Annotated in this window: 28 protein-coding genes and 1 riboswitch; of the genes, 11 read left to right on the top strand and 17 right to left on the bottom strand. The window is 67.3% G+C overall.

The annotated features are described in order from the left end of the window. Nucleotides 1-22: 22 nt before the first annotated feature. A complete protein-coding gene (locus tag AWB95_RS01800; RefSeq protein ID WP_062539349.1) occupies nucleotides 23-238 on the top strand; it encodes a dodecin family protein in 216 nt (71 codons plus the stop codon). Here AWB95_RS01800 and AWB95_RS01795 read toward each other — a convergent pair. Both AWB95_RS01795 and AWB95_RS01790 read right to left on the bottom strand, forming a co-directional pair. Beyond that, nucleotides 235-1,026 (bottom strand): SDR family NAD(P)-dependent oxidoreductase, encoded by a 792-nt coding sequence (locus tag AWB95_RS01795; protein ID WP_062539350.1) that lies wholly within the window; start codon nucleotides 1,024-1,026, stop codon nucleotides 235-237. The two genes, AWB95_RS01800 and AWB95_RS01795, sit on opposite strands and share 4 nt — an antisense overlap. A 6-nt stretch (nucleotides 1,027-1,032) precedes the next feature. Beyond that, nucleotides 1,033-2,049 (bottom strand): SDR family NAD(P)-dependent oxidoreductase, encoded by a 1,017-nt coding sequence (locus AWB95_RS01790; protein ID WP_062539351.1) that lies wholly within the window; start codon nucleotides 2,047-2,049, stop codon nucleotides 1,033-1,035. A 120-nt stretch (nucleotides 2,050-2,169) separates the two neighbouring features. Here AWB95_RS01790 and AWB95_RS01785 point away from each other — a divergent pair, with 120 nt between their 5' ends. Then, nucleotides 2,170-2,577: a group I truncated hemoglobin gene (locus AWB95_RS01785; RefSeq protein WP_062539352.1), complete on the top strand. Its 408-nt coding sequence runs from the start codon at nucleotides 2,170-2,172 to the stop codon at nucleotides 2,575-2,577. A gap of 131 nt (nucleotides 2,578-2,708) precedes the next feature. Here the strand turns inward: AWB95_RS01785 and AWB95_RS01780 are convergent, their stop codons facing one another. After that, nucleotides 2,709-3,635, bottom strand: a complete 927-nt coding sequence (locus tag AWB95_RS01780) for an RluA family pseudouridine synthase (RefSeq protein WP_085167514.1) — start codon at nucleotides 3,633-3,635, stop codon at nucleotides 2,709-2,711. Then, nucleotides 3,635-4,225: a signal peptidase II gene (lspA, locus tag AWB95_RS01775; protein WP_062541893.1), complete on the bottom strand. Its 591-nt coding sequence runs from the start codon at nucleotides 4,223-4,225 to the stop codon at nucleotides 3,635-3,637. Before lspA ends, AWB95_RS01780 begins: the two co-directional genes overlap by 1 nt. A gap of 6 nt (nucleotides 4,226-4,231) precedes the next feature. Between lspA and AWB95_RS01770 the strand changes: the two genes are divergently transcribed. Beyond that, the gene (locus tag AWB95_RS01770) at nucleotides 4,232-5,137 is read left to right on the top strand and encodes an asparaginase (RefSeq protein ID WP_085167512.1); all 906 of its coding nucleotides are present in this window, start codon (nucleotides 4,232-4,234) and stop codon (nucleotides 5,135-5,137) included. Here the strand turns inward: AWB95_RS01770 and AWB95_RS01765 are convergent. Then, nucleotides 5,102-6,478 carry a DNA polymerase IV gene (locus AWB95_RS01765; RefSeq protein ID WP_085167510.1) on the bottom strand — a complete coding sequence of 459 codons (1,377 nt, stop codon included), beginning with the start codon at nucleotides 6,476-6,478 and terminating at the stop codon, nucleotides 5,102-5,104. The genes AWB95_RS01770 and AWB95_RS01765 overlap by 36 nt on opposite strands. Before the next feature lie 34 nt (nucleotides 6,479-6,512). On the opposite strand from AWB95_RS01765, the gene AWB95_RS01760 reads away from it, so the two are divergent. Beyond that, nucleotides 6,513-7,079 (top strand): class I SAM-dependent methyltransferase, encoded by a 567-nt coding sequence (locus tag AWB95_RS01760; RefSeq protein ID WP_062541057.1) that lies wholly within the window; start codon nucleotides 6,513-6,515, stop codon nucleotides 7,077-7,079. Nucleotides 7,080-7,144: 65 nt separating this feature from the next. Here the strand turns inward: AWB95_RS01760 and AWB95_RS01755 are convergent, their stop codons facing one another. The 3 genes from AWB95_RS01755 to AWB95_RS01745 form a co-directional block, all read right to left on the bottom strand. Further along, nucleotides 7,145-7,987 carry a DUF559 domain-containing protein gene (locus tag AWB95_RS01755; RefSeq protein WP_062541056.1) on the bottom strand — a complete coding sequence of 281 codons (843 nt, stop codon included), beginning with the start codon at nucleotides 7,985-7,987 and terminating at the stop codon, nucleotides 7,145-7,147. 72 nt (nucleotides 7,988-8,059) lie between these two features. After that, entirely contained in the window at nucleotides 8,060-11,167 is a 3,108-nt protein-coding gene (ileS, locus tag AWB95_RS01750) for an isoleucine--tRNA ligase (protein WP_085167537.1), read from the bottom strand. Between the two features lie 204 nt (nucleotides 11,168-11,371). Continuing rightward, nucleotides 11,372-11,830 carry a winged helix-turn-helix transcriptional regulator gene (locus AWB95_RS01745; protein WP_062541055.1) on the bottom strand — a complete coding sequence of 153 codons (459 nt, stop codon included), beginning with the start codon at nucleotides 11,828-11,830 and terminating at the stop codon, nucleotides 11,372-11,374. Between the two features lie 61 nt (nucleotides 11,831-11,891). Here AWB95_RS01745 and AWB95_RS01740 point away from each other — a divergent pair, with 61 nt between their 5' ends. Next, complete coding sequence (locus tag AWB95_RS01740; protein WP_062541054.1) at nucleotides 11,892-12,740, top strand: class I SAM-dependent methyltransferase; 849 nt, start codon at nucleotides 11,892-11,894, stop codon at nucleotides 12,738-12,740. Nucleotides 12,741-12,747: 7 nt separating this feature from the next. Here AWB95_RS01740 and AWB95_RS01735 read toward each other — a convergent pair whose 3' ends face one another. Continuing rightward, complete coding sequence (locus AWB95_RS01735) at nucleotides 12,748-13,122, bottom strand: amino acid-binding protein (RefSeq protein ID WP_062541053.1); 375 nt, start codon at nucleotides 13,120-13,122, stop codon at nucleotides 12,748-12,750. A gap of 63 nt (nucleotides 13,123-13,185) precedes the next feature. Between AWB95_RS01735 and AWB95_RS01730 the strand changes: the two genes are divergently transcribed. Then, the gene (locus tag AWB95_RS01730) at nucleotides 13,186-13,947 is read left to right on the top strand and encodes a lipase family protein (protein ID WP_062541052.1); all 762 of its coding nucleotides are present in this window, start codon (nucleotides 13,186-13,188) and stop codon (nucleotides 13,945-13,947) included. Here the strand turns inward: AWB95_RS01730 and AWB95_RS01725 are convergent. Next, nucleotides 13,938-14,216: a hypothetical protein gene (locus tag AWB95_RS01725; RefSeq protein ID WP_062541051.1), complete on the bottom strand. Its 279-nt coding sequence runs from the start codon at nucleotides 14,214-14,216 to the stop codon at nucleotides 13,938-13,940. The two genes, AWB95_RS01730 and AWB95_RS01725, sit on opposite strands and share 10 nt — an antisense overlap. 120 nt (nucleotides 14,217-14,336) lie before the next feature. Between AWB95_RS01725 and AWB95_RS01720 the strand changes: the two genes are divergently transcribed. Beyond that, complete coding sequence (locus tag AWB95_RS01720) at nucleotides 14,337-15,026, top strand: TetR/AcrR family transcriptional regulator (RefSeq protein WP_062541050.1); 690 nt, start codon at nucleotides 14,337-14,339, stop codon at nucleotides 15,024-15,026. A gap of 52 nt (nucleotides 15,027-15,078) precedes the next feature. Here AWB95_RS01720 and AWB95_RS01715 read toward each other — a convergent pair whose 3' ends face one another. From AWB95_RS01715 to AWB95_RS01705, 3 genes are all read right to left on the bottom strand, one after another. Further along, a complete protein-coding gene (locus tag AWB95_RS01715; RefSeq protein ID WP_085167508.1) occupies nucleotides 15,079-15,312 on the bottom strand; it encodes an Rv1535 family protein in 234 nt (77 codons plus the stop codon). Nucleotides 15,313-15,569: 257 nt separating this feature from the next. Next, nucleotides 15,570-15,738: riboswitch (M-box (ykoK) riboswitch) on the bottom strand. A 105-nt stretch (nucleotides 15,739-15,843) separates the two neighbouring features. Next, entirely contained in the window at nucleotides 15,844-16,470 is a 627-nt protein-coding gene (locus AWB95_RS01710) for a TetR/AcrR family transcriptional regulator (protein WP_062541638.1), read from the bottom strand. Next, complete coding sequence (locus AWB95_RS01705) at nucleotides 16,467-17,588, bottom strand: NAD(P)H-dependent flavin oxidoreductase (protein WP_085167506.1); 1,122 nt, start codon at nucleotides 17,586-17,588, stop codon at nucleotides 16,467-16,469. Before AWB95_RS01705 ends, AWB95_RS01710 begins: the two co-directional genes overlap by 4 nt. A gap of 57 nt (nucleotides 17,589-17,645) precedes the next feature. Between AWB95_RS01705 and AWB95_RS01700 the strand changes: the two genes are divergently transcribed. After that, the gene (locus tag AWB95_RS01700) at nucleotides 17,646-18,080 is read left to right on the top strand and encodes a PaaI family thioesterase (protein WP_062539536.1); all 435 of its coding nucleotides are present in this window, start codon (nucleotides 17,646-17,648) and stop codon (nucleotides 18,078-18,080) included. Nucleotides 18,081-18,126: 46 nt separating this feature from the next. Here AWB95_RS01700 and AWB95_RS01695 read toward each other — a convergent pair whose 3' ends face one another. Further along, nucleotides 18,127-18,702 carry a carboxymuconolactone decarboxylase family protein gene (locus AWB95_RS01695; RefSeq protein WP_062539535.1) on the bottom strand — a complete coding sequence of 192 codons (576 nt, stop codon included), beginning with the start codon at nucleotides 18,700-18,702 and terminating at the stop codon, nucleotides 18,127-18,129. Further along, complete coding sequence (locus tag AWB95_RS01690; RefSeq protein ID WP_062539534.1) at nucleotides 18,699-19,799, bottom strand: zinc-dependent alcohol dehydrogenase; 1,101 nt, start codon at nucleotides 19,797-19,799, stop codon at nucleotides 18,699-18,701. The genes AWB95_RS01695 and AWB95_RS01690 overlap by 4 nt, the downstream gene beginning before the upstream one ends. Before the next feature lie 209 nt (nucleotides 19,800-20,008). On the opposite strand from AWB95_RS01690, the gene AWB95_RS01685 reads away from it, so the two are divergent. Then, nucleotides 20,009-20,749, top strand: a complete 741-nt coding sequence (locus AWB95_RS01685) for a hypothetical protein (RefSeq protein ID WP_062539533.1) — start codon at nucleotides 20,009-20,011, stop codon at nucleotides 20,747-20,749. An 11-nt stretch (nucleotides 20,750-20,760) separates the two neighbouring features. Here AWB95_RS01685 and AWB95_RS01680 read toward each other — a convergent pair whose 3' ends face one another. Beyond that, the gene (locus AWB95_RS01680) at nucleotides 20,761-21,132 is read right to left on the bottom strand and encodes a hypothetical protein (RefSeq protein ID WP_062539532.1); all 372 of its coding nucleotides are present in this window, start codon (nucleotides 21,130-21,132) and stop codon (nucleotides 20,761-20,763) included. 266 nt (nucleotides 21,133-21,398) lie between these two features. On the opposite strand from AWB95_RS01680, the gene AWB95_RS01675 reads away from it, so the two are divergent. After that, complete coding sequence (locus tag AWB95_RS01675) at nucleotides 21,399-21,734, top strand: hemophore-related protein (RefSeq protein WP_062539531.1); 336 nt, start codon at nucleotides 21,399-21,401, stop codon at nucleotides 21,732-21,734. Nucleotides 21,735-21,775: 41 nt separating this feature from the next. Next, entirely contained in the window at nucleotides 21,776-21,988 is a 213-nt protein-coding gene (locus AWB95_RS01670; protein WP_062539530.1) for a dodecin, read from the top strand. Here AWB95_RS01670 and lipL read toward each other — a convergent pair. Further along, on the bottom strand, nucleotides 21,985-23,250 hold the full coding sequence (gene lipL, locus AWB95_RS01665; RefSeq protein WP_062539529.1) for an esterase/beta-lactamase LipL: 1,266 nt from the start codon (nucleotides 23,248-23,250) through the stop codon (nucleotides 21,985-21,987). The two genes, AWB95_RS01670 and lipL, sit on opposite strands and share 4 nt — an antisense overlap. Nucleotides 23,251-23,258 lie beyond the last annotated feature (8 nt).

Raw genomic sequence — 23,258 nt, 5'->3', positions numbered from 1 at the left:
CGGCTGCTCTAGCTTGACAGGCATGAGCGTGTACCGGGTCACCGACTTGATCGGGACGAGCACCGTGTCTTGGGAGGACGCCGCGGCGGAGGCGGTGCGTCGGGCGCAGGAGACCATCGACGACATCCGGGTCGCCGAGGTCGTCGAGCAGGACCTGGCCCTGGACTCGGGTGGGGGGATCACCTACCGCACGAAGCTGCGGATCTCGTTCAAGATCAGGCCGCGCAAGACGTCCTAGCGGCGCAGGTCCCGGACGATTCGCAGTGCGGGCAGCAACACGCTGCGCGGCGCGAACCGCCCGCCCATACTGGCGACTTTGGGCACCAGCCCGGGCACGACGCTGCGCTTGCCGTCGCGCATCCCGGCGATCGCGGCTTCGGCGACGTCGTGCGGCGAGACTTGGGCGAAGCCGACATTCACGTGTTCGGCGTCGGCGATCTGGGCCCACTCGGTGGGTACCGGCCCCGGACACAAGACGGTGCACGAAACTCCGGTGCCGTGTAGTCCCTCGTGCACGGCCTCCGAGAAGGTCTGGACGAAGGCTTTCGTGGCCGAATAGACCGCCATGCCCGGCAGCGGCTGGAACGCGGCGATCGAGGCGATGTTGAGGACGGCGCCGGCCCCGCGCTCGATCATGCCGGGCAGCGCGGCATGGGTCAGTTCCATCAGTGCCAGCGCGTTGAGCGTGACCTGCTCGGTTTCCCGCTCGATCGGCAACTCGTGGAACGCTCCGCTGGTGCCGAAACCGGCGCTGTTGCACAGCCCCGCGATCGGGTCCTGGCGAATCAAGTCGGCCAACGCGGCCCGTCCCCGGCTCTTGGCGAGGTCGAGCGGCATCACGTCGACGCGGACGGAGTATTGGTTGCGCAGTTCGGCGGCGAGCTCGTCGAGGCGTTCCCGACGGCGCGCGACCAGCAGCAGCGGGTAACCGCGACAGGCCAGGCCGCGGGCCAATTCAGTGCCGATGCCCGAGGAGGCGCCGGTGACGACGACGGTTGCCTGGTTGCTCGGTTTCGGAAGGCTCATGATGGCTCACCAGTGAATTCCGCGGGTGGCCCGCACAAACGTCTCGCTGCCTTTGTCGAATTCCTTTGCCTCCTCGGCTTTTTCGCCGCCCTGGGCCGCGGCGGAGTCGTCGAACATGGCGATGGCTCGGTTTCGGACGTAGTCCATCACCATCGGGTGGACCGCGTCGGCGACGGCGGCGAACTGCCCGATCGGGGGGCTGACTCGCCGCGGTCGGTGCACGATCGCGTCGGCGAGCACACCGGCCACCTGATCGGGCGTCAGCGTCGGGAACCGGTCATACATGGTGGTTGGGCTGATCATCGGTGTGCGGACCAGCGCCATGTGCACAGTGGTGAACCGGACGTTGTCGTTGACGGTTTCGGCCTGCAGCGCGTCGCACAGCGTATCGAGCGCGGCCTTGCTGGCGATGTAGGCGCCGAAGCGCGGTGCGCGGGTCTGCACGCCGGCCGACGACACGTTGATGATCTGACCGAAACCGCGTTCCCGCATGCCGGGGATGAACTTGAGAATCAGCTGTACGGCACCGAGGTAGTTCAGTTGCATGGTCCGCTGGTAATCGTGAATCCGGTCGTAGGACAACTCCAGTGAGCGCCGAATCGACTTGCCCGCATTGTTGATCAGGATGTCGATGCCGCCGAGATCGGTCAGCACCTGGTCGGCCATCGCGGCAACCGCGTCCATGTCGGACAGATCGCAGGGATAGACGTGGGCGGTACCGCCGTCGGCGCGGATTTCGTCGGCGACTTTCTCCAGCTTCTCGGGGGTCCGGGCGACCAGCACCATCTCGCCGCCGGCGCGGGCGATGTTCTTGGCGGTTGCTTCCCCGATGCCCGACGATCCCCCGGTGATCAGTGTGATCGTGCCGTCGACGGCCTCGGCCAGCGTGCGGCCGGAGACCGCGTCGAGGAGGTTCCGCAGATAGAACGGCCGGTATCGCCCGGCCGAATTGGGCGTGTTGACGATGCTGGAGACGGCGGCGATCGGCTTTTCGACAAGGTTGATGAGGTCACCGAGATTCATGGATTTACAGTGTCCTACACCACAGCGGGTGATTCGCGGGCAATCGGGTTGTTACGTCGAGTAATCCGCCCGTGATGACCGTCTAACGGGCATGCAACCGGGAAATGATGCCCTAGACGCATGGGCATGCTTTCACCGTTTCGCAAACGCAAAGCGACCAGCATCTACGACAAGATCGGCGGCCATGAGGCGCTGGAAGTGGTTGTCGAGGACTTCTACGCGCGGGTGCTCGCCGACGACGATCTCGCCGGCTTCTTCGCGGGAACCAACATGAGTCGGCTGAAGGGCAAGCAGGCCGCGTTTCTGGCCGCGGCGCTGGGTGGGCCGGAGCCGTACGCCGGTGCGTCGATGAAGCAGGTGCATCAGGGCCGCGGAATCACCATGCACCAATTCAACCTGGTGGCCGGGCATCTGACCGACTCGCTGTCAGCGGCCGGAGTGCCGTCCGAGACGGTCAATGAGATACTCGGCGTGCTGGCGCCGCTGGCCGGCGACATCGCCTCGGACGCCGAGACCGCGCAGGTTTGAGTCGCGACCTTCACCGAGCGTGTACTGGCGGCGATTTTCTTGACGATTTCGCGCCCTGGTTACACGCTCGGCGCATCGTCATCCGAGCGCATTCCACCCGAACGCTGGTCGAGGCGCGTAAAACGGGCTGATCAGCCCTCGGCCCGCAGCACGTCCAGCGCGTGCTGCAGATCCGGCGGGTAGGGGCTGACGATCTCGATGCGTCGGCCGTCCGCCGGATGAGCAAATGCCAGCGACCGCGCGTGCAGCCATTGCCGTTCCAGCCCAAGCTTTTTCGCCAGCTTCGGGTTGGCGCCGTAGGTCAGGTCGCCGCAGCAGGGATGATGCAGCGCGGCGAAATGCACTCGAATCTGGTGGGTGCGGCCGGTTTCCAGGTGTACATCGAGCAGGCTGGCCGCCACGAACGCTTCGATGGTGTCGTAATGGGTCAGGCTGTGCCGGCCGTTCGCGGTGACGGCGAACTTCCAGTCATGGCCACGATGGCGGCCGATCGGCGCGTCGATGGTGCCGCTCGACGGATCCGGATGTCCTTGCACCAGAGCGTGATAACGCTTGTCGACGGTGCGTTGTTTGAATGCCCGCTTCAGGACCGTGTAGGCCCTCTCGGAGATGGCCACCACCATCACCCCTGAGGTTCCGACGTCCAGGCGATGCACGATGCCCTGGCGCTCGTGCACACCGGACGTGGTGATCCGGAAGCCGGCGCCGGCCAGTCCGCCGAGCACCGTCGGCCCGGTCCAGCCCACCGACGCGTGCGCGGCCACCCCCGCGGGTTTGTCGACCGCGACGATGTCGTCGTCGGAGTAGAGAACTTTCATGCCCTCGATCTCGACGGGCGTGTTCTCCAGCGGGGCCGGCGCATCGGGGAGCCGCACATGCAGCAGGGCACCCGGGGTCAGCCGATCGGACTTGCCGGCCGGCGCGCCGTCCAACTCGACGTCGCCACCTTCGGCCAGCGCCGCGGCGGCGGTGCGGGACAGGCCCAGCAGCCGCGCCAGCCCGGCATCCACACGCATGCCCGCCAAGCCCTCAGGCACGGGCATCGACCGGTCAGGCATCAGGTCTGGTCGGGCTTACCGGGAGCCAACAGTTCGTCGCCGGGTTTGCGCCGGCCGACGGTGTCGAAGTCGAAGCCGAACACCGACAGCGCGACCAGCAGGATCGCCCCGCCCACCACCGACGGGTCGGCGACGTTGAACACCGGCCACCAGCCGATCGAGAGGAAGTCGACGACATGACCGCGCAGCGGGCCCGGCGACCGGAAGAACCGGTCGACCAGGTTGCCCATCGCGCCGCCCAGGATCATGCCCAGCCCGATCGCCCACCACGGCGACACCAGACGGCGTCCCATCCAGAAGATCCCGACCACCACGCCGGTCGCGATCAGGGTCAGCAGCCAGGTGTATCCGGTCGCCATCGAAAACGCGGCCCCGGAATTGCGCACCAGCGTCCAGGTGACCGTGTCGCCGATGATCGACACTGGCTGGCCGGGAGTCAAAAGCCTGACGGCGAGCACCTTGGTGACGATGTCGAGCGCCAGCACCACCGCCGCGACGGAGAGCAGCAGGCGCAGCCGTCGCGGCGGGGCAGGAGCTTCGCTCGTTCCCACAGGAGATTCGTCGGTCACAGCTACATCATCCCCTAGCATCCACCCATGGGCCGCCTCACCGTCGTCACCACCGGCGGGACAATCGCCACCAGCACCGACGCCGACGGGGTGCGACGGCCGACCCGCGGCGGCGCCGAACTGACCGCTGGTCTGGACGTGGACGTCGTCGACGTGTTGTCCCTGGACAGCTCGCAACTGACGCCCGCCGACTGGGACGTGATCGGCGCGGCCGTGCACACAGCAGTGGACCGGGGCGCGCGTGGGGTGGTCGTCACACACGGCACCGACACCCTCGAGGAGACGGCGCTGTGGCTCGACCTCACCTACGACGGCGCGGCTCCGGTTGTCATCACCGGCGCCCTGCGCAGCGCCGACGCGCCCGACGCCGACGGTCCGGCCAACCTGCGCGACGCGCTGTCGGTCGCTGCCAGCGCCGACGCCCGCGAGCTGGGCGTGCTGGTGTGTTTCGGCGGTCGGCTGTTACAGCCGCTTGGCCTGCGCAAAGTGGCGACGGGCTTCGCCGGCGAGCCGCTGGGAACGGTCGATGACGTCGTCCGCGACAAAGCCCGGCCCTACCTGGGCGAGCTGAGCGCGGGCCGGGCGCCGCGCGTCGACATCGTCGCGACCTATCCCGGCGGCGACGCGGTGGCACTGGATGCCTGCGTGGCCGCCGGCGCCCGCGGCATCGTGCTGGAGGCGCTCGGCTCCGGCAACGCCGGCGCCGCCGTGATCGACGGGGCGCGCCGGCATTGCGCCGACGGCGTGGTGGTCGCGGTGTCCAGCCGGGTCGCGGGCGCGCGGGTCAGTCCGGGATACGGCCCCGGCCGCGAGCTGGCTGACGCGGGCGCGGTGATGGTGCCGACGCTGCCGCCGAGCCAGGTGCGGGTGCTGCTGATGGCGGCGCTGGCGGCCGGTCTACCGGTCGGCGACGTCGTCGGCCGCTGGGGCTGATTCGACAAGCCCGGCAACGTAATCCGGCCAGTCGAGGCTGTCGACGGGGTTGGCGGCGGCCAGGTCGCCGGTGTCGGATGCGAACGTGCGCGCCGGACCCGGCCCGGTGCTGCGGGTCTCGAACCGCACAGTGACCACGCCGTGGCCGGCGCCCTGCACCCAGCCGTGCCCGAAGTCGCGGTGGGTGACGTCGTCGCCGATCCGCCACGTCGCGGCGTCCGGCTGTGCTGGTGCCTCTGCCGCGTGGTCGGCCTGCGACGTCTCGGCTGAGAGGTCCAAATCGGGGAACAGCGACTCCTGAAGCACATCGGACAAACCCGAAAACCCCACGCCCAGTAGGCGTATCGGCCCGATCTGGCGCGGGTCGAGCAGCAGCCGGCGGGCCAGCGCGATCAGCGCGGCCGCGTCTGCTGTCGCATACGGCAGCGTCGCCGAGCGGGTCAACGTGCTCATGTCGGACTTCTTCAATTTCACCGTGACGGTGCGGGCGCCGCGGCCGTCACGGGTCAGTCGCTGATGAGCGTGCTCGGCGATCGGGCCGACCGCCTCCTGCAGTTCCTCCAGCGTGGTCAGGTCGGCGGGGAAGGTGGATTCGGCGCTGATCTGCTTGGCTTCGGCGCGTTCGGTAACCGGGCGCTCGTCGATCCCGCGGGCCAGCCGGTGCAACGCCGGCCCGATCGTGCCGCCCAGGATGCTGGCCACCTCGGCCTCGTTCAGCGCCGCGAGCTGCCCGATGGTCTCGATGCCGAGCCGATGCAGCTTTTCCTCGGCGACCGGCCCTATCCCCCACAGCCTTCGCACCGGAAGGCCGGCGAGCAGCTGTGTTTCGTCGACGCGCCGGACCACCCGGATGCCGTCGGGTTTGGCCATGCCCGAGGCGATCTTGGCGATCTGCTTACCCGACCCGGCGCCGACGGAGGCCACTAGGCCGGTCTCGTCGCGCACCCGTCGCCGCAGCTGCTCGCAGAACTGCTCGACGTCGGCCGCCGAGGCCCCGGCCAGTTGCGCCGGCTCGGCGAATCCTTCGTCGAACGACAGTTGTTCGACGACCGGCACCACGGCGCGTATGACGTCGAAAACCCGGCGGCTGGCCACCCCGTAGACGACGCCGCGCGGCGGCAGCACCACCGCGTGGATGCCCACCAGGCGGCGCGCCTGATGCATCGGCATCGCCGACCGGGCGCCGAACACTCGCGACTCGTAGCTGGCGCCCGCCACCACGCCGCGCCCGCCCAGCCCGCCGACCAGCACCGGGCGGCCCCGCAACGTGGGCCGGGTGAGCTGCTCGACCGACGCGAAGAACGCGTCCATGTCGAAATGCAGCACCCACCGCGAGTCCATACCCGCAGATGCTATTGCGCTAATGTCTTGATTCATGGCGATGAATCTGTGTCACCGGTTGTGCTGTAGTTCGGACCGCTGGGCGCAGACGGTCGAAAACCAACTGCTGCCATGGGTACTCGCCGATGTAGAGCTGGGCGACAACGTGCTCGAGATCGGGCCCGGCTACGGCGCCAACATCCGGGTGCTGATCGACAAGGCGCCGCACTACACCGCCGTCGAGATCGACCCACCGATGGCGCAGCGGCTGCGGGCCCGCTACGGCGACCGGGCGCAGATCATCAACGGCGACGGCACCGCCACCGGACTGCCCTCCGACGAGTTCAGCTCCGTGGTGTGTTTCACGATGCTGCATCACGTTCCCACGCCGGCGCTGCAGGACCAGCTGTTCGCCGAGGCGTTCCGGGTGCTGCGGCGCGGCGGAACATTCGCCGGCAGCGACAGTGTGGGGTCGCTTCGATTCCGGCTCGTGCATTTCCGCGACACGTGTAACCCTGTGTCGCCCAATACGCTCCCAGAAAAGTTGCGCGCAGCGGGTTTTGGCGATATCGAAGTCGACGCGCGAGACTCCCGCGTGCGGTGGCGTGCCGTCAAACCCTAACCCGCGAAAGTGCAACTGCCGACGGGTCCACTCGGGAAATGTGTCGGCCGTTGCACTCTCGCGGCCTACATCGGATAGCCTCGGGCGCGCAATGCATCGACGGCTCGGGCCACGATGACGTCACGCCGATAACGCAGCAGGTCTGCGCTCACCCTGACCAGGATCCACCCCCGGCGCTGTAGCTCAGCGGTGCGCTCAATGTCAGCGGCACGGATGCGTGGATCGGTCCAGTGTTGGGGACCGTCGTATTCGATGCCGACAAGCCATTTCTCCCAACCCATGTCGATGCGGTAGTTGCCCACCACGATCTGGGTCTGCGGTCTGGGTAGACCCCCCGCGATGAGCACGAGCCTGGTCCGGGTCTCCTGCGGTGACTCGGCGCCGGCGTCGACCAGTGGGAGCACGCGTCGCAGCTGCCTCATACCGCGAGCGCCGCGGTGGCCGTCGATTAGCGGCTGAACATCATCGACCGTCACGCCCGTCGCCTGCATCAATCCGTCTATGCGGATGACAGCGGTTATCAGGCCCCGCCGCCGACCGAGGTCGAACACGGTACGAGCTGGCGAGGTCACCGGCACACCGGCGGCCGTCGTGGTCTCGCCGGCAAGCAACGTCTCATTGCGAGTGATGATCAATGGTGGCGGACGTTTGCGATCGGAGATGAGTTCGGCGGGCGCCTGCGGGTCGACCCACTTCGCACCGAGCAGTGCAGCCGCGGAGTTACCCGCGACGACGGCTTGCTTACCCGACCAAAGCCACGCGGCGAGTGCACGGTCTTTTGCGGTGAACTCAGCGCCACGGCGCTGGTAGACGTTGCGGTAGATGCGGGTGCACGACCGACGCAGCTCACGCTCAGTGAACGCGCCCGCGATGAGCGCTTCGGTGCCGACGAACGGTCTTGTCGTCATAACCCCCTCCGCGAAAGTGCAACTGGCGACGCATGTACTCGAGAAATGCGTCGCGGAATGCACTTTCGCGGGTCAGACTTTAGCGATCCTCACGCGCACACCGTCACCGATTTCCACAGCCTCCGGTCCCGGCTCACCGAATTCGAAACTGGTAGCCAGGATTTCGCGGGCGATCAGGTCGCGATGCGCTTCGGCCCAGGCGCCGCGCTCGGCGGGCACCGACATCACCACGCTGATCCGGTCGGAGACGTCCAGCCCGGTCGACTTGCGCAGCTCCTGCAGCTCGCGGATGCGGTCCTTGGCCCAGCCCTCGGCCTCCAGCTCAGGTGTGACCGTGCCATCGAGCACCACCAGGCCGGCGCCGTCGGGCAGCGCCGCGGTGTACTCCGGGTCGGCGGCCACCAGCCGCGAGCTGTACTCGTCGGGCTGCAGCGCGGCGGGCCCGGCGGTCAGTGTGCCGTCGTTGTTGACGACGCCCTCGCCCGCCTTGACCGCCTTGATGGCCGCTTGCACGTCCTTGCCCAGCCGCGGTCCGGCGAGGCGGGCGTTGACTGTCAACTCGAAACGGCCGTAGCGGGGGATGTCGTCGGTGAGCTCGACGCTTTTGACGTTGAGCTCGTCGGCGATCAGATCGGTGAACGGTTCCAGTTGCGCCGGGTCGTCCACGGCGACAGTCAGTTTCGGCAGCGGCAGGCGCACCCGCAGCTTTTTCGCCTTGCGCAGCGACGACGCCGCCGAGCACACCTCGCGCACCTGGTCCATCGCGTTCACCAGCTCGGGGTCGGCCGGCACATCCCCGGACTGAGGCCAGTCGGTCAGGTGCACCGAGCGCTCGCCGGTGATGCCACGCCAGATGATCTCGGTGGTCAACGGCAGCAGCGGCGCCGCCAGCCTGGCCGTCACCTCCAGCACGGTATGCAGCGTGTCGATCGCGTCGGCGTCCTCCTCCCAGAACCGTTGGCGAGAACGTCGCACATACCAGTTGGTCAGCGCCTCGGTGAACTGGCGCAACTGCTCGCAGGCACCCGAGATGTCGCAGACGTCCATCACGGCGGTGAGATCCTCCCGCAGCGCGGCCAGCTTGGCCAGAATGTAGCGATCCAGCACGTGCGGTGAATCCGTGCGCCAGGTACCGACTTTCGGCGCATACAGCGCCAAAAAGCTGTAGGCGTTCCAGAACGGCAGCATGACCTGGCGCACACCCTCGCGGATCCCGGGCTCGGTGACGATCAGGTTCCCGCCGCGCAGGATCGGCGAGGCCATCAAAAACCACCGCATGGCGTCGGAGCCGTCGCGGTCGAACACCTCAGTCACGTCGGGATAGTTGCGCAGCGACTTACTCATCTTCTGCCCGTCGCTGCCCAACACAATGCCGTGTGCCACACAGGTTTTGAATGCCGGCCGGTCGAAGAGAGCAGTGGCCAGCACGTGCAGGGTGTAGAACCAGCCGCGGGTCTGCCCGATGTATTCGACGATGAAATCGCCCGGGTAGTGGCTGTCGAACCACTCGCGGTTCTCGAACGGGTAGTGCACCTGCGCGTACGGCATCGACCCGGAGTCGAACCACACGTCGAACACGTCGGGGATGCGCCGCATCATCGAGCGGCCGGTGGGGTCGTCCGGGTTGGGCCGGGTGAGCTCGTCGATGTAGGGCCGGTGCAGGTTGTCCGGGCGCACACCGAAGTCGCGCTCCAGCTCGTCGAGACTTCCGTAGACGTCGATCCGCGGATATGCCGGGTCGTCGGATACCCACACCGGAATCGGTGTGCCCCAGTAGCGGTTTCGCGAGATCGACCAGTCGCGCGCGTTGGTCAGCCACTTGCCGAAGATCCCGTCCCGGACATGCTCGGGATACCAGGTGATCTGCTGGTTGAGTTCGACCATGCGGTCCCGGAATTCGGTGACCTTGACGAACCACGACGACACCGCCCGATAGATCAACGGGTTTCGGCAGCGCCAGCAGTGCGGATACGGGTGCTCGTAGGTTTCATGCCGCAGCAGCACCGCGCCGTTGGCCGCCGCGGGACCGGTGCCGTTCTTCAGGTCGCGGATGATGTGGGGGTTCGCGTCGAAGACGTGCTGACCCGCGTAGTCCGGAACGGTGGCGTCGAAGCGGCCCTTGGCGTCGACCGGGGTGACCGGCACGATGCCCGCCCGGTCGCCGGTGTCCTTGTCGTCTTCGCCGTAGGCCGGCGCCATGTGCACAATCCCGGTACCGTCCTCGGTGGTCACGAACTCGCCGGGCAGCACCTGAAAAGCGTTGGCGGAGTCCATAAAATATGGGAACGGCGGCACGTACCGCAGCCCCAGCAGATCCGCGCCAGGGTAGCGGCCCAGCACCTCCGGCTCGTCGCCGAGCTCACGGGCGTAGGCACCCAGCCGGGCCTCCGCCAACACATAACGCCGATCCCCCGCCCGCACCTGCACATACGTCACGTCCGGGTTGACAGCGACCGCCTGGTTGGACGGCAGCGTCCACGGCGTCGTCGTCCACACCAACAGATGCGCGCCGGCCAATTCCCCCTCGGGCACAACGAATCCGACCGTGATCGCAGGATCCTGGCGGCTCTGGTAGATGTCGTCGTCCATCCGCAGCTCATGGTTGGACAGCGGTGTCTCGTCGCGCCAGCAATACGGCAGCACCCGGTAGCCCTCGTAGGCTAAACCCTTGTCCCACAACTGCTTGAACGCCCAGATCACCGACTCCATGTAAGACAAGTCGAGCGTCTTGTAGTCGTGCTCGAAGTCGACCCAGCGGGCCTGGCGGGTGACATAGGCCTGCCACTCGTCGGTGTAGCGCAACACCGATTCGCGGCACGCCTCGTTGAACGCCGCGATGCCCATCGCGTCGATCTGCGACTTGTCGGTGATGCCGAGTTGGCGCTCCACTTCGAGTTCGGCCGGCAACCCGTGAGTGTCCCAGCCGAAGCGGCGCTCCACCTTGTAGCCGCGCATCGTCCGATACCGCGGCACGATGTCCTTGACGTAGCCGGTGAGCAGATGCCCATAGTGCGGCAGGCCGTTGGCGAACGGCGGCCCGTCGTAGAACACGTACTCCGGCGCCTCGGCGCGGCGCGCGATGCTGGCACGGAAGGTGTCGTCGCGGTCCCAGTACTCGAGGACCTCGAGCTCCAGCCCTGGAAAGTCGGGCGCCCCGCCGGCCGACTTCGGGTAAGTCAAAGCGTCGTCTCCCTGTGCCACTGCTCTGGCCGGGGACGACGAACGCGCTGTGCGCGAGCGCCGCGGTACCACCCCGCTTGCCACGCCGAGGCGTGGCCGCTCATTACAGGCTGTGACGGGCCTGCCCGTTCGGTTCTACTGAGCCAGTGGCCGTTCTTCCGAAGGCTCCCCGGTGATGGCCGGATCGACGCCGTTGGGTCGATTCTACGGGCGGCGCGCAAATCCAGCCGGGCGAGCCCGCACATCGTCGACGGTGAGCGCGGCACCACAGCGGTCGCACTGCAGGCCATCCTGCGGATGGCCTCCGCAGTCGTGGTGTTCCAGCGTCAGCGGCGGTCCACCGGGTTCGCCGTAATAGCGGTCACCCCACAGCATCAGCTGCGTGAGCACCGGCAACAGCGCCCGACCCTTCTCGGTGAGGTGGTACTCGAATCGCTCGGGCCGGCTCTGGTAGCGCCGCCGCTCCAGCACGCCCTCGTCGACCAGGTGCGCGAGCCGTGCGGCGAGCATGCTGCGGGTGATACCGGTGCCGGCGCACAGGTCGTCGAACCGGTGCCGGCCCAGGAAGACGTCGCGGACGATGAGCACTGACCATCGCTGCCCGATGACCTCGAGGGCGCGCGCAATGGAGCAGACCTGGTCGGGGTAGTCGCGGTCCAGCATGATCAGTCCATGCTAGCCCCGTTAGTTGTGTGATGCGACTGACCACCGTAAGGTCGGTTGCATGACACGACCCGAGGCGGGGGCCGACACCCTGATCGCCAATGTCTCCGACACCGCCCGCTGGATCGCGGCCTATCGAGCCACCGAGTCCGTCCGCCCCGACGCGCTGTTCCACGACCACCTCGCCGAGCGGCTCGCCGGTGAGCGCGGCCATGCCATCGTGGCCGCAGCCCCGCGAGTCAGCTGGGCGCTGGTGGCCCGCACCAAGCTGATCGACGACATCGTCGCCAAGACCATCGGCGAAGGCTGCGATCGCGTACTCAATTTGGCCGCCGGACTGGACACCCGGCCGTACCGCCTGGACCTGCCGCCGGATTTCACCTGGATAGAAGCGGACCTGCCGGCGCTGCTGGCGGAGAAGGAGCAGTTGCTCGCCGACCAGACACCGCGGTGCCAACTGAGCCGACGGGCGGTCGACCTCGCCGACCCCGCAGCCCGCGACGAGTTCTTGACGGAGGCGCTCGAGGGTACCCACAAGGCGATGGTCTTGACGGAGGGGCTGTTGATGTACCTGGAGCCCGACGACGTCGCCGCGTTGGCACGGGCGTTGAGGCGTCCCGAGATCGCCTGGTGGGTGCTCGAATTCTGGGGTGCGGGCCTGAAGAAGTGGATGGGCAGGAAGACCAGGGGCATCATGGCCAACGCGCCGTTTCGATTCGGTCCCGAAAACGGGCTGGCTTACTTCGAAGACCTCGGCTGGAACCCCGTCGAGACCGAGCCGATATTGCAGGCCGCGTACCGCTTCGGCAGGCTGCCTTTTCCATATCGCTTCGCCGCGTGCATGCCCGCGCCTGACCCCCGTAACCCGGGAAACAAGCGCTGGAGTGCCGTCACCCGGCTGGCTCCGTAGCAGCCGCTCAGCCGAGTGCGGCCTTGGCGTCGGCGAGGTTGTCGGCGGCCAGCACAAGCCGGGTGTTGGTCGCGAGATACACGGTCTCCAGGTTGACTTGCGCGGCGCCTAATTTGTGGACCACCTCGGCCAGCCCGCCGGGCCGGTCCTCCACGTCGAGCACGATCACCTCTTGCTCCTCGGCGATTTCAATCCCCGCGCCCTGCAGCGCTTCGAACGCGGGCGTCGCGTCCTGCACCAGGATGTGGATCTTGGCCTGTCCCCCGCCGCTGGTGACGGCGCACAGACCGGCGATGTTCACTCCTGCCTCGCCCAGCACGTCGCCGACCCGGGCGAGCTCGCCTGGGTCGTCGTCGACATACAGCGTCAGATCGGTCGCCATGGGCTAACGCTAGCCGTCGTGAAAGCCACACGGAACCTGCGATGTCGTCCCTAGACTGCGGCTGTGGCATTCGATGCGTCGTTTGCTCGCGACGTGGCCCTGCCGCTGGCGGCGGCGGCTTACACCGTGATGGACGGCAGCCCCGCCGTGCTGCCATCGGGATTCACCCAGAGCGCGCTGATCCAGGTCCAGACCGCCGTGCTTGCCGCGATGACCGACCCGCATCCCGCCGTCAAGGCAATGACCAAGGACACCAACATCTTCGGGTTGATGGGCCACAGCGCGGCCACGCGCACCGCGTTTGTGTCGTTTCGCGGAAGCTCCGATGTTGCCGACTGGGTGGCCGACTTCGACGCGGTTCCCGAGGACTACCGCCCGGTCAGCGGATTCGGGCAGGTGCACAGCGGCTTTCAGGAGGTCTACGAGCTCGTCCGCGCCAGCATCGCCGCGAACCTCGCCGCCGTAAGCAGCGGCTGCGACCAGATCCTGATCACCGGGCACAGCCTCGGCGCGGCGCTGGCCGTGCTCGCCGCGCCGGACATCTTCCGCGGCATGCCGCCGAACACGATCGAACCGCGGCTCATCACGTTCGCCAGCCCGCGCGTCGGCCTGTCCGACTTCGCCGCCGCGTTCAACGCCGCCATCGAAAGCTGTTTTCGGGTGGTCAATTTCCTCGACATCGTGCCGCACGTGCCACCGTCGCCCTACGTGCACGTGGGCACCGAGATCATGGTCGACAGCGGCGGCCCGATCGACATCGGCTGGCGGCACAGCCTCGCCGCCTACAAAGACGGGTTATCCGCGCTCATCGCGGCTCAGGCGTGACGCAGCCACCCCACGCCGGCCCTCGCACAGTCTTCCGCCAGCGCCAGCAACGCCTGAATGCCTTGCATGCCAAGGTAACCCACGTCCGAGAGGTCCTGAACCAACGCGTTGCCGTCGCAGCGGTGGACGTATGCACCGTCGGTGTCGGTCATCACCGCAAGGCCGGGGCCCTGAAGGTGAGTCCTTGCCAGGGCGACGTCAGCCGCGACGGTAGGGTCACCGACGTCGGAGGCGAGCAGAGAACACAGTGTCGGCGTCGTATCGGTCATTGCAGACCCACCCCCAGCTGATGCATCCTCGGATCCTCTGGTTCGCGGTACGCGGCGTACCAGGTAGAATAGGGGTACATCACGTCCCTGTAAAGACTGGGCTTTAAGGTGAGCCGTTCAGTGTCTGAAGCCGTCGACGGCCGGGCGGTTCGCTGGGCCGGGCAACGGGAGCGGCGTCGCGCCGAATTCGTGGAGGCGGCACTGCACACGATCGCGGAATGCGGGCCCGCGACGTCCATCGAGCAGATCGCCGCGCAGGTGGGGGTCACCCGGACCAAGCTGTACCGCTACTTCGACGGCGCCGGCGACCTGCATCGCGAGGTGGCGCGACGGGCGGCGGGGATGCTGATCACCGAGCTGGAACCGGTGTGGAAGCCCAGCGGCAGCCCGCTCGAAATGGTGTCGATCGGTGTCGGGGCGCATATCCGCTGGCTGACAACCCACACCAACCTGTATCTGTATTTGGCCTGCCACTTGTTGACCGACGAGGCCGATGCTCCCGACGCGATCACGTACATCCGAACCGCCGTCGGCGCTCTGCTGGCCCAGCTATTGGCCGACTATCTGAACGCCTTCGGGCTCGACCCGCGGCCGGCGGAGCCGTTGGGGTTCGGGATCGTCGGCTTCGTCGATTCGGCCGCACGGCAGTGGTTACAGCAGCCGGGGGCGTATTCGCAGGAGGAGTTGATCGGCCAGCTGGCCGAGTGGGTCTGGCTGTTGCTGGACACCACGCTGAAGGCCGGCGGAGTGCACCTCGACCCCCACGAGCCGCTGGCGAAACCGGCGGAGATCGCCGCGGCCCGGACATAGAACGCTCCCGGGACCGAGGTGAAATCACCTCGGTACCCGGGAGCGAGAGTCGTCAGGCGCTGACTTCCAGGATGCCCGCCCGCCACAGCGCGGCGTAGAGCTGCCGCAGCGGAACACACAACAGCCGGGCAGCCCCGTCGACCAGCGGGTCGCCGCCGAACGGGCGATCGGGCCGCCGGGAGGCCTGCTTCGACGCCGGCGCGGCCGCCGGCTTGGGGGCAGGAACTACCCGCAGCTTCGGCGTCGGCGTCGCGGTTACCACGTCGTCGTACAGTACAGCGGTCATGGTCGCCTCCTAGGCGGAAATCAAACGGGCACAACAGGATTCGTATGTCCCGTCCGAACCGGACCGTCGGGGCGTAGGCGCTGGCTCAGCGAAGAGCGGCGTGCCGGAGGCCGGATCGGGACGAAACAGAGCCCGGATATCGGTCCGGACTGTCACTGGAACTCATGCGTCCCTCACCTCCTCACGGCTACGTCACGCGCGGTTGTCCGCGCTGGTTGCACGCAAGCAGGAGTACAGAACCCGAATAGATTCGGGAAGCCGCACCCCACTCGTCAGAGCTTCGGCACTACACGGCGTATCCGGAACCCGGAAGCCACTTGGGCTCAACCCTTAAGCCGGGAGGAGCTGTCCTGACCCTGGGCGTCTCTCGACGTTCGGGGTCAGTGGCCTGTATCCGTGTAGACGCCTCGCCTAACGAGGTGCTTACGAAACCGATGATGCACGAAGAACTGGAACGGGTCAATTCACCACACCTGTGAATTCACTGAACGGCCGCTGTAGGTTTACCAGCGGGCAACGCAAGGCATACGGCTAGCGCGGGCGCAGCCCGTCGAGGACAAGCGCGACAACGAAATCCGCGACTTCGGCCGCGGTGACGCCGTCGTCCGTCGACAGCCGTCGATGCGCCAGCTGACCGATCAGCGCCGCCAGCGTGTAGGCCACCATCCTCGGCGGCGCGGGCACCACCTCGCCGCGCTCCTGGGCGACGACGATGAAGGTTTCGATGTCGTCGATGAACCGCTCGTAGATGCCGCCGAGGTGCTTCTCGAACCGGTCGCCCAGCGCGTAGGCGTCGCGGAACAGCAGCCTGACGGTGGCCTTGTCGGCTTCGAAGAACTCCAGCGTGGCCTGCACGGCGGTGCGAAACGGCTCCACGCCGTCGGCGGGGGCCGCCACCGCGGCCGACACGTGAGCGCGCAAAGCCTGCTCCTCGACGGCCATCAACGCATGGAACAACTCGTCTTTGGAGTCGAAGTACCAGTACACCGACCCGTACGCCAGTCCCGCCTGCTTGGCGATGTCGGCGATCGTGGTGGCATGAAAACCCTTGCGCGCGAAGACTTTCTTGGCCGCGGCCATGATCTCGTCGCGCCTGGCCGACTTGTCCTCATCACTGACCGCACGGCGCCGGCGGGTGCGGGTGACGGCCGGGCTCACCGATCGACCAACTCGTCGAGGCGCGCGACGGCATCGATGAATTCCGACACCATGTCGAGCACCACCGACCGCGCCGGACGCACCTTGTCCAGCGAGCCGACGACCTGGCCGACGAAATACGTCGCCAGCTCGCGTGCCTTGGCGTCGGGCTGGGTGGCGGCCTGGTTGATCCGCAGCTGCGGCTCGGCGACCAGCGCGCTTTGCAATGGCATGCCAAGGGGCGCAGGGCTTTCAGGCCGCTCCCATTCGTCGGTCCACGCGGTGCGCAGCATGCGGGCGGGCTTGCCGGTCAGCGACCGCGACCGCACGGTGTCCGACGACGAGGCGGCCAGGAATTTGTCTTTCACCACCGGCAGCGTCTCGGCCTCCTCGGTGGTCAGCCACACCGATCCGCACCACACCCCCTCGGCGCCCAGCGCCAGCGCCGCGGCGATCTGCCGCCCGCGGGCGATCCCGCCGGCGGCCAGAACGGGCGTCGGCGCAACGGCGTCCACAATTTCGGGGACCAGCACCATCGTCGCCACCTCGCCGGTGTGGCCACCGGCCTCGGTGCCCTGCGCGACGACCAGGTCGACCCCCGCGGCAGCGTGCCGCCGGGCATGCTCGGTGGTGCCGGCCAGCGCGGCCACCAGCACGTCGTTGTCGTGGGCGCGCGTGACCAGGTCGGGTGGCGGCGGGCCCAGTGCGCTGGCGACCAGGCGGATGTCGTGGTCGAAGGCGACGTCGAGCAGCGGCTGGTAGCCCTTCGGCGAGACGTTGAGGCCCGCGGTGGGCGGCAAAGACCCTGCGGGACCGTGAATTCCGTAGCGGTCCAGTAGCTCGTCGAGGAAGGCGCGATGTTCGTCGGGAAGCAGCTCCCGCACCTGCTGCGCGTCGATGCCGCCGGATTCGGCGCCGACGTATTTGGGCGGCAGCAGCAGGTCGACACCGTAGGGCTTGCCGCCGGTTTGTTCTTCGATCCACGCCAACTCGGTGTCCAGCCGCTGCGGGCTGTGTGCGACGGCGCCGAGGACACCGAAGCCGCCCGCATTGGTCACCGCGGCCACCACGTCACGGCAGTGGCTGAACGCGCAGATCGGGAACTCCACGCCGAGCAGTTCGGCGACTCTGGTTCGCACGGCGATGACGCTACCGAGTTATTGATTGACGTGTCAATCACACGTAGGGTGCGGGTCATGGCGGACCAGCTGACCGACGAGCAGCAGCATAAGCACCGTCTGGCGGTCCGGGATCTGATGCCCACGACGCCGTTTCTGGCCGGGTTGGGCATCGTGTTCGAGCGCTACGAGCCCGACGACGTCACCGTCCGGCTGCCGTTCCGCGAGGACCTCACCAACGACGGCGTCTACTTCCACGGCGGGGTGATCGCGTCGGTGATGGACACCGCCGGCGCCGCCGCGGCCTGGTCGAACCACGACTTCGACAAGGGCATGCGGGCCTCCACCGTCGCGATGAGCATCCAGTACACCGGCGCGGCCAAGCATTGCGACCTGCTCTGCCATGCCCGGACCACCCGCCGGCGCAAGGAGCTCACGTTCACCGAGATCACCGCCACTGACACCGACGGCAACGTCGTAGCGCACGCCGTGCAGACCTATCGGATTGTTTAACCCCGCCGAGTGGCCACTTATTAGACGTTTTTTGCCAAATCTCGTGTCATAACTGGCCACTCGGCGGGGTTCCGTCGGGCGGCCAACTGGCGACGCCCTCTTCCAGAGGCACCTGCAGACTGCGCAGAATCGAAGCGACCATCCGCCACGCGCCGATCGCGGTGACCAGTTCGATCAGCACCGCCCGGTCGGAACCGAGCTCGCGTTCACACGCCGCCCAGCTCTCGGCACTCACCGCGCCGTCGCGCACCACGTCGTCCGTGGCGGCCAGCACCGCCCGCTCCACTGCGCCAAACCCCTTGTACGACTGCCAATTCCGCACCCCCAGCAGATCGTCGGCGGACACCCCGAGGCCCTGCGCAACGCGCCAATGCTGCGTCCACTCGTATTCGGAGGCGGTGAGCCAACCGATCCGCATGATCACCAGCTCACGCAGCCGCGAGTCGAGCGTGCCGTGCCACAGCATTGTGGCCAGCAGATCGTTGAGCCCACGCGCCAGGCCCGGATGGTTCAGCAACACCTGGAAGATGTTGAGCTCGGCCATGTAATTGGGCACGCCGGCTTCATCGGCAGCGGCCTTGGCCTCGTCTAGGGGCAGCGGGGGGACGCGAGGTTCGGTCATGGGATCAGCACTCCGTGAACTGGCGGGACAGCGTCGCGCTCGCCTGCCATCGTGGCGAGCAGGTCTTCGGCGTCGTCGAAGCTCACGCAGCGGCGTGGCAGGCTCGCGAACGGGTAGCGGCCGGACACCAGCAGATCAAGCGCGGCCCGGTAGGCGGCCACGTCGACGCCGAGCGCGCCCAGCACCCGCAACTCCTTGACCACCAGCGAGTCGGGTGAAAACCCCGGTGCGCCAACGCCGAATCCGCGGGTGCCGGCGGCGACAACCGTTCCGGCAGGGCGGGCCAGCGCGATCGCCAGGGCGAATGCCGTTGGTGCCCGGGCCGTGGCGTCGACGACGACATCGGCCAGCGCACCGGTGGCCTGCTTCAACGCGTCCACCGGATCGTCGACTCTCACATCGACGGCCAGGTCGGCGCCGAAGTTCGACGCCAGCGCCAACCTCTCCGCATCGCGCGGACCACGACCGGTCACCATCACGAACCCGGCGCCGGCCTCTCTGGCAGCCGCCGCCGCGCACAGCCCACGGATACCCGGACCGAGCACGACGACCACGTCACCCGGCTTTGTGCCGGGAACTGTTGTGGCCCAGCGTATTCCGGCGCCCAGTGGGTTGAACAACGTTGCGATTACCGGATCGAGGCCGGCTGGCACTTTCAACACCATCGAGTCGGGCGCCAAGTATTGGTATTCGGCGTAGCCGCCCCACAGCCCGGGCTCGCGGTCGACGGGAATGAACCCGTACATGTCGGCCAATCCGTGTTTTTCGCAACGCCGATACTCCCCCGCCCGGCACGCCGGACAGGCCCGACAGGACTGGAATACCTCGACGGCCACCCGATCCCCGGCGGCCACCCCCCAGCGTTGAGCCGCTCGTGGTCCGATCGCCTCGATGGTCCCGACAGTCTCGTGGCCGGGAACGAACGCGAACCCGCCGGACAGTACGCCGGTGTACTGCTCGTGGTCGGTGCCGCACAGCCCGCAGGCGGCCACCCGGATCAGCGCGTCGTCGTCGCCAGGCGCCGGGGCCGGAAACGTTCGCACGACCAACCGCCGCGGCGCCTCCAGCACCAACGCCCGCGCCACCGGTTGCGACATACCGGCACACTAAAGAGTTGTTGACTGATGCGTCAATCAAGGCTCGGAACCCGCGTGGCTGGGTTCGTCATTGACGAACTGCGGACTGGCGCTGGCGCTAATATGACCTGGACGTCTGCGTCTTGCGTTGCGCAGGCGATTGCTCCGAGGAGGCGACGAAGTGGCTGGGTTCGGGACAATGCCGGACGCGAGGGCGTAGAGCATCTCCGATGGCTCTCGGCGTCCTCATCCTCCTCACCCTGTCGTCTATCTCGTGGAGCCTATGGATCCGTCGAGTGACGTGGCACTGCCGGTGGGAGGTGGCCGCCACCCTCAACATCGCGTTGCAGGGATGCGCAGTGGTGCTCATGTCACCCCCGGTATCGGCGACGCTCGGGGTCGCGCTGCACGACCTCACCGGCAACTGGAACATCGAGGACTACCTCGGGCACGACTGCTACATCGTTGCGGCATCGGCAATCGTCTATAACGCCCTGGGCCGGCTCGCCGACGACGACACAATGCAGGCGTCGTTCAAGCAGTTCGTCGAACGACCCGCCACGCTATGTATCCCGGTGCTGCTGGCCACCTTTTCCCTCGGCAACGGCAGCAAGGTCTATCGGCCGGACTTCTTCGCGGTGCCCACCGACTTCTGGCTGACCATGTACTGGCTGCTGTTGTGCGGGACACTCGCATACCTGCTCGGGTACGGCATGCGGGCACTGCTGGTGCTGCGCAGAGACCCTCGGTCGCGACGCATCGCCACTGTGTACCTGGTGGCTTCGGCCTGCGGGGTCATGGCCTGCGTCGTGCGGATCAGCACCGCGTTAGTCAGGCCGATCCAGGGGCCATCGGCCGTGGGCCTGGTCTGGCTGTTCGCGTGTGCCTGCGGGGCGGTGTTCGCGTTGGCCTCGGCACATGCGTGGCGCCAAAAGGCCAAGTGGTTCGAGCGACCCGTCGTGCGCCCGTAGGCGCGCACGCTCTACAGCGGCGGGGCGTCCGGACGGGGCTTCATTTCGGAAACCTTTTTCCGGGTCTTGGGAAGGCTCTTCACGTCGGTGGTCACCGACGCGGCCTGCACCCGGTGCTCTCCGCGAAGTTCTGCCGCCAGGGACAAGACTTCCTCGGGCTCGATCAACCTGTACCGGGCCAGCAACTCGGCCCTGTTGACGCCGAGGTTCCCCGCGGCCTTCCGCAGGTTGTCCGCGGTGATCAGGGTCCCCTTGTCCAGCTGGTCATAGTAGGTGGACCGGGGCAATTCCATCGCCGTCCACAGCTCCTCTTTGCTCAGCGATCGGCCCGCCATGTACGAGAGCACCGTGGCCAGATCTTTGCCCGTGTCGTCGGGGAGCATGGCGGGATCATATCCGATTCTGCGGATTTCAAACCGGCCGCAAACAACCGAACACCGGCGCATCCGCGAAGCGACCCAGTAAGGCCGGCATCGTGCGAATTGGGAGTGGTTGTCCGACAAGTCGACTCCGAGGGTGTGCCGCCGGTTCGGCTCGACGCCAGCGGCCTGTAACGCGCACGCTGGTAGCCTCGATAAAAGACGTAACCGTTCGCTTGATGCCGTCGCCGACTAATGTCGATGGTCACTACCGGGAAAGGTGTCCCCACATGGTCACACTGTCGTTGAGCAGACTCGCCACCGCTGTTGGTGGTGTGGCGTTGTCCCTGGCCGCCGCGGCCGGTGTCGCATCCGCAGATCCGCTGGATCCGGCCGTGAACACCACCTGCAGCTACCCGCAAGTGGTGTCGGCGCTCAACGCGCAGGACCCGGCAGCCGCGGCGCAGTTCAACTCGTCGCCGATGGCGCAGTCCGCGTTGCGTCGGTTCCTCGCCTCACCGCCGCCGCAGCGCCAACAGATGATCCAGCAGTTGCAGGGCGTGCCTGAGGCTCAGCAGTATCTCGGCACTATCGCGCAGGTTGCCACCACCTGCAACAACTACTGAGCCGATCGGGCGGCAGCAGCTTTGCGTCTGTGGGAGGCGCCGTGAGCAACCACACCTACCGGGTGATCGAGATTGTCGGAACGTCGACCGACAGTATCGACACGGCGATTCGCAACGGACTGGCCCGCGCAGCGGAGACCACCCGTAACCTCGACTGGTTCGAGGTGCAATCGGTGCGCGGCCACCTGGAGATGGGCAGCGTCGCCCATTTTCAGGTGACGATGAAAGTCGGCTTCCGGCTGGAAGATACCTAGCCCGCAACGGCTCCCGACTCGGGGAACGGCGACCCGAAGTCGGTGACTCTCTCGAACCCGTCCCTGCGGGCCTGCGCGGCGCCCCGTCGCAACAAGGCGCCCGTAGCGACGAACCCGGCGTGATCCACCAGCACAAACGGCGACAGCAAGCGGTTGTGCACGAACGCGAACGCCAATCCGCTTGCCGGATCGGCCCATCCGATCGAGCCGCCCAGTCCGGCGTGGCCAAATCCGGGCATCACGTTGAAAGGCACGCTGTGATAGCCCAGGTGGAACGACAACGGCACCCCGATATTGCGGTCCAACCGCAGGCTGCGCCGACCGGTCAACCCGGCGACCAACTCGCGGGACAAGAATTGAGTGCCGTCGATCTCACCGCCGTTGGCGATCGCGCCGTACATCTTGGCCAGCGCCCGCGCCGTCACCACCCCGTTCACGGCGGGGAGCTCACCGTCAAGCAGCGGAATATCGCCCTGCACAACGGCTTTCATGCCAGGAAAGTACATGGCGCCCATTCCCGCGGACAGCTCCAGCGCGGCGATCCTGGGGGCCACCGCGTTGAATAGCGGATTGGGAATGGCGCTTTGCGGCATGATGATCTGCGCCGGTCGGGTAGGCGCGTCGGCAGGCGGCCGGCCCAGATGCAGGCCGTCGGTGCCCAGTGGCCCCGCCAGCTCCTCGCGGAACAGTTGGCGCATGCCCTTGCCGGTGACCGCCCGAGCCAGTCCCGACATCAGCCACCCGTAGGTCAGCGCATGGTAGGCGGGTTTGCCAAGGAACTTTCCGGCCGGCGCTGCCGCTAACCGTGATTCCATCAACTGGTGATCCAGCAAGTCTTCCTTGCTGGCGCCGTGCAACGCGGAAAGGCCGGCCCGGTGCCGCATCGCCTGGCGGACGGTGATGTCCGATTTGCCGTTCGCGCCGAATTCCGGCCAATACTCGGCAACCGGTGCCTCGTAGTCGATCAGGCCCCGGTCGGCCAGTCGGTGGATGACGGTGGAGGCCATGCCCTTGGTCGCCGAAAACACCATCGGGGCGGTGTCCGCCGACCACGGGACACGCCCGCGCCGGTCGGACCATCCTGTCCAGACGTCAACCACGGACTCCCCGTCGAGATACACCGCCAGTGCGCCGCCGCCGAACCGACGGCCGGGGAACATGCTGGCAAAGCTGCGAACCGCACAGGCAAAGTGTGGATCTGCCGCACCGAGGACCCCGCTCGGCAGCATCGACCGCCGGTTGCCAACGACTTCAAGCTTCATACCATCGA

The organism is Mycobacterium celatum (assembly GCF_002101595.1).
GTDB classification, from domain to species: domain Bacteria; phylum Actinomycetota; class Actinomycetes; order Mycobacteriales; family Mycobacteriaceae; genus Mycobacterium; species Mycobacterium celatum.
This window is presented reverse-complemented; position numbering and strand designations above follow the sequence as displayed.

Coding starts and splice junctions, on each gene's coding strand:
- AWB95_RS01800 (WP_062539349.1), top strand. CDS start 23: ATGAGCGTGTACCGGGTCACCGACTTGATCGGGACGAGCACCGTGTCT.
- AWB95_RS01795 (WP_062539350.1), bottom strand. CDS start 1,026: ATGAGCCTTCCGAAACCGAGCAACCAGGCAACCGTCGTCGTCACCGGC.
- AWB95_RS01790 (WP_062539351.1), bottom strand. CDS start 2,049: ATGAATCTCGGTGACCTCATCAACCTTGTCGAAAAGCCGATCGCCGCC.
- AWB95_RS01785 (WP_062539352.1), top strand. CDS start 2,170: ATGGGCATGCTTTCACCGTTTCGCAAACGCAAAGCGACCAGCATCTAC.
- AWB95_RS01780 (WP_085167514.1), bottom strand. CDS start 3,635: ATGCCTGACCGGTCGATGCCCGTGCCTGAGGGCTTGGCGGGCATGCGT.
- lspA (WP_062541893.1), bottom strand. CDS start 4,225: ATGCTAGGGGATGATGTAGCTGTGACCGACGAATCTCCTGTGGGAACG.
- AWB95_RS01770 (WP_085167512.1), top strand. CDS start 4,232: ATGGGCCGCCTCACCGTCGTCACCACCGGCGGGACAATCGCCACCAGC.
- AWB95_RS01765 (WP_085167510.1), bottom strand. CDS start 6,478: ATGGACTCGCGGTGGGTGCTGCATTTCGACATGGACGCGTTCTTCGCG.
- AWB95_RS01760 (WP_062541057.1), top strand. CDS start 6,513: ATGGCGATGAATCTGTGTCACCGGTTGTGCTGTAGTTCGGACCGCTGG.
- AWB95_RS01755 (WP_062541056.1), bottom strand. CDS start 7,987: ATGACGACAAGACCGTTCGTCGGCACCGAAGCGCTCATCGCGGGCGCG.
- AWB95_RS01745 (WP_062541055.1), bottom strand. CDS start 11,830: ATGCTGGACCGCGACTACCCCGACCAGGTCTGCTCCATTGCGCGCGCC.
- AWB95_RS01740 (WP_062541054.1), top strand. CDS start 11,892: ATGACACGACCCGAGGCGGGGGCCGACACCCTGATCGCCAATGTCTCC.
- AWB95_RS01735 (WP_062541053.1), bottom strand. CDS start 13,122: ATGGCGACCGATCTGACGCTGTATGTCGACGACGACCCAGGCGAGCTC.
- AWB95_RS01725 (WP_062541051.1), bottom strand. CDS start 14,216: ATGACCGATACGACGCCGACACTGTGTTCTCTGCTCGCCTCCGACGTC.
- AWB95_RS01715 (WP_085167508.1), bottom strand. CDS start 15,312: ATGACCGCTGTACTGTACGACGACGTGGTAACCGCGACGCCGACGCCG.
- AWB95_RS01700 (WP_062539536.1), top strand. CDS start 17,646: ATGGCGGACCAGCTGACCGACGAGCAGCAGCATAAGCACCGTCTGGCG.
- AWB95_RS01695 (WP_062539535.1), bottom strand. CDS start 18,702: ATGACCGAACCTCGCGTCCCCCCGCTGCCCCTAGACGAGGCCAAGGCC.
- AWB95_RS01690 (WP_062539534.1), bottom strand. CDS start 19,799: ATGTCGCAACCGGTGGCGCGGGCGTTGGTGCTGGAGGCGCCGCGGCGG.
- AWB95_RS01685 (WP_062539533.1), top strand. CDS start 20,009: ATGGCTCTCGGCGTCCTCATCCTCCTCACCCTGTCGTCTATCTCGTGG.
- AWB95_RS01680 (WP_062539532.1), bottom strand. CDS start 21,132: ATGCTCCCCGACGACACGGGCAAAGATCTGGCCACGGTGCTCTCGTAC.
- AWB95_RS01675 (WP_062539531.1), top strand. CDS start 21,399: ATGGTCACACTGTCGTTGAGCAGACTCGCCACCGCTGTTGGTGGTGTG.
- lipL (WP_062539529.1), bottom strand. CDS start 23,250: ATGAAGCTTGAAGTCGTTGGCAACCGGCGGTCGATGCTGCCGAGCGGG.